This is a genomic window from Paenibacillus campinasensis (assembly GCF_002272015.1).
Lineage (GTDB): Bacteria > Bacillota > Bacilli > Paenibacillales > Paenibacillaceae > Paenibacillus_AQ > Paenibacillus_AQ campinasensis.
Genome location: NZ_NPBY01000070.1, coordinates 25,098 through 31,097, shown reverse-complemented (window position 1 = coordinate 31,097; position 6,000 = coordinate 25,098). Strand labels below are relative to the sequence as shown.

The window sequence follows — 6,000 nt, the reverse complement described above, 5'->3', positions numbered from 1 at the left end:
ATCCAAAGGAAAGGGGGAATCAACATGCAAGCCGATCCCGTTCGGCCTTACGCCGACAAATTGATTCGCATTCTTGCTTTGACGATGATTATCTCATCGATGAGCGCCACGATGTTCAACATCGTCCTGCCTGAAATGAGCAGGGATTTTCGGCTCTCCTTTGCCGAGGTAAGCTGGGTATCATCGATTTACATGCTCATTTATGCCATCGGCTCAGTCATATACGGCAAGCTGGCCGATACGTATAAATTGAAAAATCTGCTGACCTTTGGGCTGCTCCTGTTCTTCGCCGGCTCTATGGTCGGCCTCGGAGCGCAAGCTTATTGGGTGGTTCTGCTCGGGCGGATTCTCCAAGCCATGGGAGCAGCGGTCATCCCGGCGACGGCCATGATCATTCCGGTCCGCTATTTCCCTCCAGAATCGCGCGGCCGGGCACTGGGCATTACGGCAACCGGGCTTGCGATCGGCAGCGCGATCGGCCCGATCGTTTCCGCGCTGCTGGTCAGCGCGTTCCATTGGCGGTGGCTCTTCTGCATTCCGCTGCTCATTCTGTTCACTGTGCCCCTGTACCGCAAGTACTTAGGCGACGAGCAGAGGCAGGGCGGAACGATCGACTGGCTTGGCGGTGGACTGCTCGCCGGAACGGTTGCCCTGCTGCTGCTCGCGGTTACGCAAGGCGGCTGGTTATACGCCGCAGGCAGCCTGGTTTTGTTCGTTCTGTTCATGATACGCATCCGGACGGCGAAGGCTCCCTTCGTCCAGCCTCGACTGTTCTGCAATGCCGGCTATTCGGTCGGCCTGACTCTTGGCGTCCTCGCGGTGAGCGTCGGCTACGCCCTGCCGTTTCTGACCCCGCAGCTGCTGTCGGACGTCCACCAGCTCCTGCCAGGATGGATCGGATTCGCCATGGTGCCCGGGGCTGTCGTAGCCGCGTTCCTTGGCAGAACCGGAGGCCGTTTGGCCGATACGAAAGGAACGTCCTTCCTATTCTATGCCGCCTCCGCACTCCTTCTGTCCGGCTTTATCCTGCTGTCTTCCTTTGCGGGCGTATCCCCGTTCTGGATCGCGCTGTTCCTCATATTCGGGAACGTCGGGCAAATGTTCATGCAGATTTCACTGTCGAAGACGATCTCGCTGTCCCTGCCGAAGGAGCAGACCGGGGTCGGAATGGGGCTGTTCTCCCTGTTGAACTTCCTGTCCGGCGCAATCTCGACGGGCATATATGGCAAGGCGGTCGAATTGGACGCTTCCGCGGCCTGGAATCCACTGAGCCTCAATCCGGGCGCCTCCACTTACAGTAATATTTACGTCGTGTTGGCGGCTGTGCAGCTCGGCATCCTCCTGCTGTTTTTTGTCCAGTTCGGGCGGCGCGGGCGTCTGCTCCCTGAGCTTCAGGCGACAGGCAGCAAGGGATAGGCCGCTTACACTAGCGGCTGCTATTGACGCCGGCCTGGCTCTGCAGTTCGAGGAAGCCTGCCGCGATGCGACAGGGGAGGCATCGCTTGCTCCCACCTCCATGCAAGCCGGCAGCAGGCGGCCTTCGCGGCGGCGCTGAAAAAACCACCGGGCAAGGGAACTTCATTCTCCCTTGCCCGGTGGTTCTGTTGTACCGAGCAGACCCTCGGCAAACACGCATCGTTGCCCCATGGTGCCCGAAACTTTAGCTGCTCAGCCGTTGCGGCGCAGCCCGTTCGGCTTGGGGGTTCCCGCATTCATCCTCGGATCCCCTCGTTCATCGCCGCTTGCATCACCGCCCGCTTCAGCTGCCCGTTGTACAGGTCGCTGTAGAAGCCGCCCTGCCGCAGCAGCTCGTCATGCGATCCCTGCTCAATCAGCTTGCCTTCCTTCAGCACCAATATCCGGTCGGCCGAGCGGATCGTATTCAGACGGTGAGCGATCACAAAACTGGTGCGCCCCTGCATCAAGCGCTGAAGCCCTTCCTGGATCTTGATCTCCGTCACCGTATCGATGCTGCTGGTCGCTTCATCCAGCACGAGCATCGCCGGATTGGCCAGAATCGCACGGGCGATGGCAAGCAGTTGCTTCTGCCCCTGGCTGATGCCGCTGCCATCGGCGTCCAGCATTTTGTCATAGCCGTCCTTCAGCCGGACGATGAACGAGTGGGCATTGGCCAGCTTGGCCGCTTCCTCCACCTCTTCATCGGTTGCGTCGAGCCGCCCAAAACGGATATTTTCACGAATCGTGCCTTTGAACAGGAACGAATCCTGGAGCACAAACGCCATGTGGGAGCGAAGGCTTTCCCTCTGAATCGTGGACAGATCGCGCCCGTCGAGCGTAATCTGACCGCTATCGGGAATGTAGAACCGGGATATGAGCTGAATGAGCGTCGTTTTGCCCGCGCCTGTCGGCCCGACGAGCGCAATCATCTCCCCCGGCTTCGCCTCAAAGCTGATGCCTTCCAGCGTATCCCCGCCCTTGTCATAGGAGAAGGACACGTTGTTGAACTTCACGGCACCCTCCACTTTGCTCAGCGTAACGGCACCCGTCTCGTCCTTGGCCTCCACTTCCTCGTCCAGCACCTCGAATACCCGCTCCGCTCCGGCAATCGCCGAAAGCAGCGTATTCCACTGGTTGGCCAGGTCGTTCAGCGGCCTGGTAAACTGTCTGGCGTAACTCTCGAATATAATGATGACTCCGACCGAGATGTAGCCTTTAATGGCCATAATCCCGCCGATGCCAGCCACGATTGCAAAGCTGAGGTTGTTTAAGCCGTTCATCAGCTTCGGAATAAAGCCTGAAATGCTCTGCGCCCAAAATCCGGACCAGCGAATTCGCTTGTTGCGCTCCCCGAACTCGCGGATAACCCGCTCCTCCTGCGAGAACGCCTTAATGATCCGCTGTCCCGACAGCGTCTCCTCGATGTAGCCGTTCAGGTCTCCAAGGTTGCGCTGGCGCTCCTTGAACAGCGGACCGGTTCGCCGGGTAATCCAGCGCATGCCGAGAACCATCAGCGGCACAACAAGGAAGGTGAGCAGCGTAAGCAGCGGGCTGAGCCACAACATGACCGACACCGTTCCGACCAAGGTCAGCACACTGGAAAAGATCTGAATCGCCGAGCTGTTCAACGTGGAGCTGACATTCTCGATATCGTTGGTCAGGCGGCTCATGATTTCGCCCTGCTGCCGCTTCCCGTAGAACGGAATCGGCAGGCGATGCAGATGGGTGAACAAATCCATCCGCATTCGGTACACCGTCTCCTGGGCAATCCCGATCATCCAGATGTTGTGCAGCCATGTTGTCAGTGCCAGAAGCCCATAGACGCAGGCCAGACCGACAAGGAAGTATATCCAGTCAGGTCCCCCCGGGCCTTCCAGGAAGTTGTCCACGCCTACGCCCAAGAGGTAAGGACCGAGCAGAGACAAGCCGGAGCTGGCTACAACCATCAGCAGCACAAGGGTCAGCTTGCCCTTGCGGCGGGCCAGATAAGACCAGATGCGGCCCAACGTTCCCGACCAGTTCTTGGCCTTGGCTTTAGGCTTGCTTCCACTGCCACCCTTCGCGCCGCTGAGATCCAGCTTCGGGCGCGGATGGCGGAAAGGTTCAATCAATGCCTTAAGCATGGCGCACCTCCTCCTCTCCGTATTGGGACTCATAGATGCGTCGATAGAGCGGAGAGCTGTCCATCAGCGATGCATGATCCCCCTTGCCGATCAAGCGGCCGTCATCCAGCAGCAGGATCAGATCCGCCGACGTAGTGGAGCTGATCTTCTGCGTGATCAGGAATGTCGTACAGGACAAATCCTTCAGCGCATCAAGCAGCTTCGCCTCCGTGCTCACATCGAGCGCGCTCGTGCTGTCATCCAGAATAAGAATGGCCGGACGGCGCACCAATGCCCGGGCAATGGAAAGGCGCTGCTTCTGCCCGCCGGACAGATTGACGCCACGCTGACCGATGATCGTATCATACCCGTTCGGCAGCTGGGCAATCGTGTCATGGATTTGCGCTCTGCGCGCCGCCTCCTGGATCTCCTCCAGCGAAGCATCCTCGCGGCCCCAGGCGATGTTCTCGCGTATCGTGCCCGAGAACAGCATCACCTCCTGCGGTACATAGCCGATGCTGCTCCGCAGCCGGAGCGGATCGATCTCCTTCGCCTTGATCCCGTCGATGCGGACCGTACCGCCATCCTCCTCGTAGAGCTGCGGAATGAGCTGCACCAGCGTTGACTTGCCGGAGCCGGTTGCGCCCATAATAGCGATTCGATCCCCCGGAGATGCCCTGAACGAAATGTCAGACAGTACCGTTATCTCGCTGCCAGGGTAACTGAAGCCGACCTTGTCAAATTCGACTTCGCCTTTCAAGGACGCAGGAACCGATGCGGACCGGGCCCCAGCCGTCTGCTCGGAAGCATCCTGGGATGCTGTGCTCATGACATCCTGCACCCGGCCGGCCGAAGCCTGGCCGCGGGAAAAGGCAGCCACAACCCAAGACAGGGTGGACATGGCGCCGATGCAGCGCAAAGAGTAGTTCAGTACGGCAACGACCTGCCCGAGCGATGCGCTGCCAGCCTCGATATCGTTTCTGCCAAACCATAGAATGGCCATGATGCTGGCATTCATGATGAGCAGAATGAACGGCATCGTGATTTCCGTCAGACGCAGCGTGGACACGGTGCTGCGCATCAGCTTGCCTGTCGTGTTGGCAAAGCGCTCAATCTCGTGACCCATACGTACAAAAACGCGAATGAGACGGATACCCGTCAAGTTCTCCTGGATTACACCGTTCACCGCATCCAGACGCCGCTGTACTTGACGAAAGGAATCGGCCGCTTTTTTCATCATCCATGCGATGAAGATAAATAGCGGAGGTACCGTGAGCACAAGCATCAGCCCGAGCTTGACATTCACGACCAGCGCCATCACAATGCTGCCGATCACAACAAGCGGGACCCGCGTCATAAAGCGCAGCCCCATAAACACCGTGTCCTGGATCTGGGTCACATCCCCTGTCAGCCGAGTGATCAGCGACGAGGTTGCGAAACGGTTGAACACGGAGTAGGTGAAGGATTGGACCTTCTCATATAGACTTTCCCGCAAATCATATGCAAGCCCCTGGCTCGCATGCGCGGCAAAGAAGGAGCTCGCTATTCCGGCAGCAAAGGCTATGGCAGCGCTTCCCAGAAGCACGCCTCCCCACATCCATACCACCGACATATTTTGAACCTGAATGCCATCGTCAATGATCTTGGAGATCAGCAGCGGCTGGATCAGCTCGACCGTCAATTCAATCAGCATCATGGTGAGCGCCGCAATCGCAGCTACGCGATATTTCTTCAAAAAAGAAAAAACAATTCCCATATGCATTCCTCCGAAGTTAAGGCCCGTCTATGTAATAGTGCACACGGCGTCAGGCCTACATTAAGCTCAGTTAAATGGATTCTCCCCCCTCAGGTCGTTCGGACCTTCAGACCCGGCAGAAGCTCCTGATTCCGCTGGTGCAGACGCTTCGGCTTCTTCCTTATTCTGCAGATCAAACAGCTGCATAAACTCATTGATCACCATATCGATCGCCTTTAATTCACCGAGCACTATCGGACGGATGGATTGATACTCCTGTGCGTCCAGCTGCTGCTTCAGCGTCTCGCGCTTCACATGCATTCGCTCTAAAAACTCAATCGCCCGGCCGCGGCGGTATGTCTGGGGACCGCGCTGGCATTCTTTCCGCTTTCCGCCTCCCCCTGGACGTTTGAATTCATCATGGGAAGGGCCCCCGCCTTGATGATCGTCCTTCCAATACAGTCGATTCTCGGAATGATTCACCCTAACACTCCTTATGTATACAATGATATATGAAATCATCGTATACAATTGTATGCATATTGTCAACGAATTCCCTAATATAAGGAATAGGCTGAAACCCTCGTCTGACCGGGCATTCCCTGCATCAAAACAGGATGTTCGAAAATTGCAGCGTCTCTGTTGATTAGATAGTTTCCTGCAATCCGTCCTGCTCCTCTGCCCCTCAGAGAGCGCCTCGTGCCC

The 6,000-nt window shown here is 57.4% G+C and carries 4 protein-coding genes; 1 reads left to right on the top strand and 3 read right to left on the bottom strand.

Translation table 11 applies throughout. The annotated features are described in order from the left end of the window. Positions 1 to 24 precede the first annotated feature (24 nt). Positions 25 to 1,416 (top strand): MFS transporter, encoded by a 1,392-nt coding sequence (locus CHH67_RS20830; protein WP_095267301.1) that lies wholly within the window; start codon positions 25 to 27, stop codon positions 1,414 to 1,416. A 296-nt stretch (positions 1,417 to 1,712) separates the two neighbouring features. Here the strand turns inward: CHH67_RS20830 and CHH67_RS20825 are convergent, their stop codons facing one another. The 3 genes from CHH67_RS20825 to CHH67_RS26305 all read right to left on the bottom strand — a co-directional run bounded on the left by CHH67_RS20825 (position 1,713) and on the right by CHH67_RS26305 (position 5,778). Next, the gene (locus CHH67_RS20825) at positions 1,713 to 3,581 is read right to left on the bottom strand and encodes an ABC transporter ATP-binding protein (RefSeq protein ID WP_095267300.1); all 1,869 of its coding nucleotides are present in this window, start codon (positions 3,579 to 3,581) and stop codon (positions 1,713 to 1,715) included. Then, positions 3,574 to 5,316 carry an ABC transporter ATP-binding protein gene (locus CHH67_RS20820; RefSeq protein WP_095267299.1) on the bottom strand — a complete coding sequence of 581 codons (1,743 nt, stop codon included), beginning with the start codon at positions 5,314 to 5,316 and terminating at the stop codon, positions 3,574 to 3,576. The genes CHH67_RS20825 and CHH67_RS20820 overlap by 8 nt, the downstream gene beginning before the upstream one ends. Before the next feature lie 66 nt (positions 5,317 to 5,382). Beyond that, positions 5,383 to 5,778 carry a hypothetical protein gene (locus tag CHH67_RS26305; protein WP_176475624.1) on the bottom strand — a complete coding sequence of 132 codons (396 nt, stop codon included), beginning with the start codon at positions 5,776 to 5,778 and terminating at the stop codon, positions 5,383 to 5,385. Positions 5,779 to 6,000 lie beyond the last annotated feature (222 nt).

Coding starts and splice junctions, on each gene's coding strand:
- CHH67_RS20820 (WP_095267299.1), bottom strand. CDS start 5,316: ATGGGAATTGTTTTTTCTTTTTTGAAGAAATATCGCGTAGCTGCGATT.
- CHH67_RS20830 (WP_095267301.1), top strand. CDS start 25: ATGCAAGCCGATCCCGTTCGGCCTTACGCCGACAAATTGATTCGCATT.
- CHH67_RS20825 (WP_095267300.1), bottom strand. CDS start 3,581: ATGCTTAAGGCATTGATTGAACCTTTCCGCCATCCGCGCCCGAAGCTG.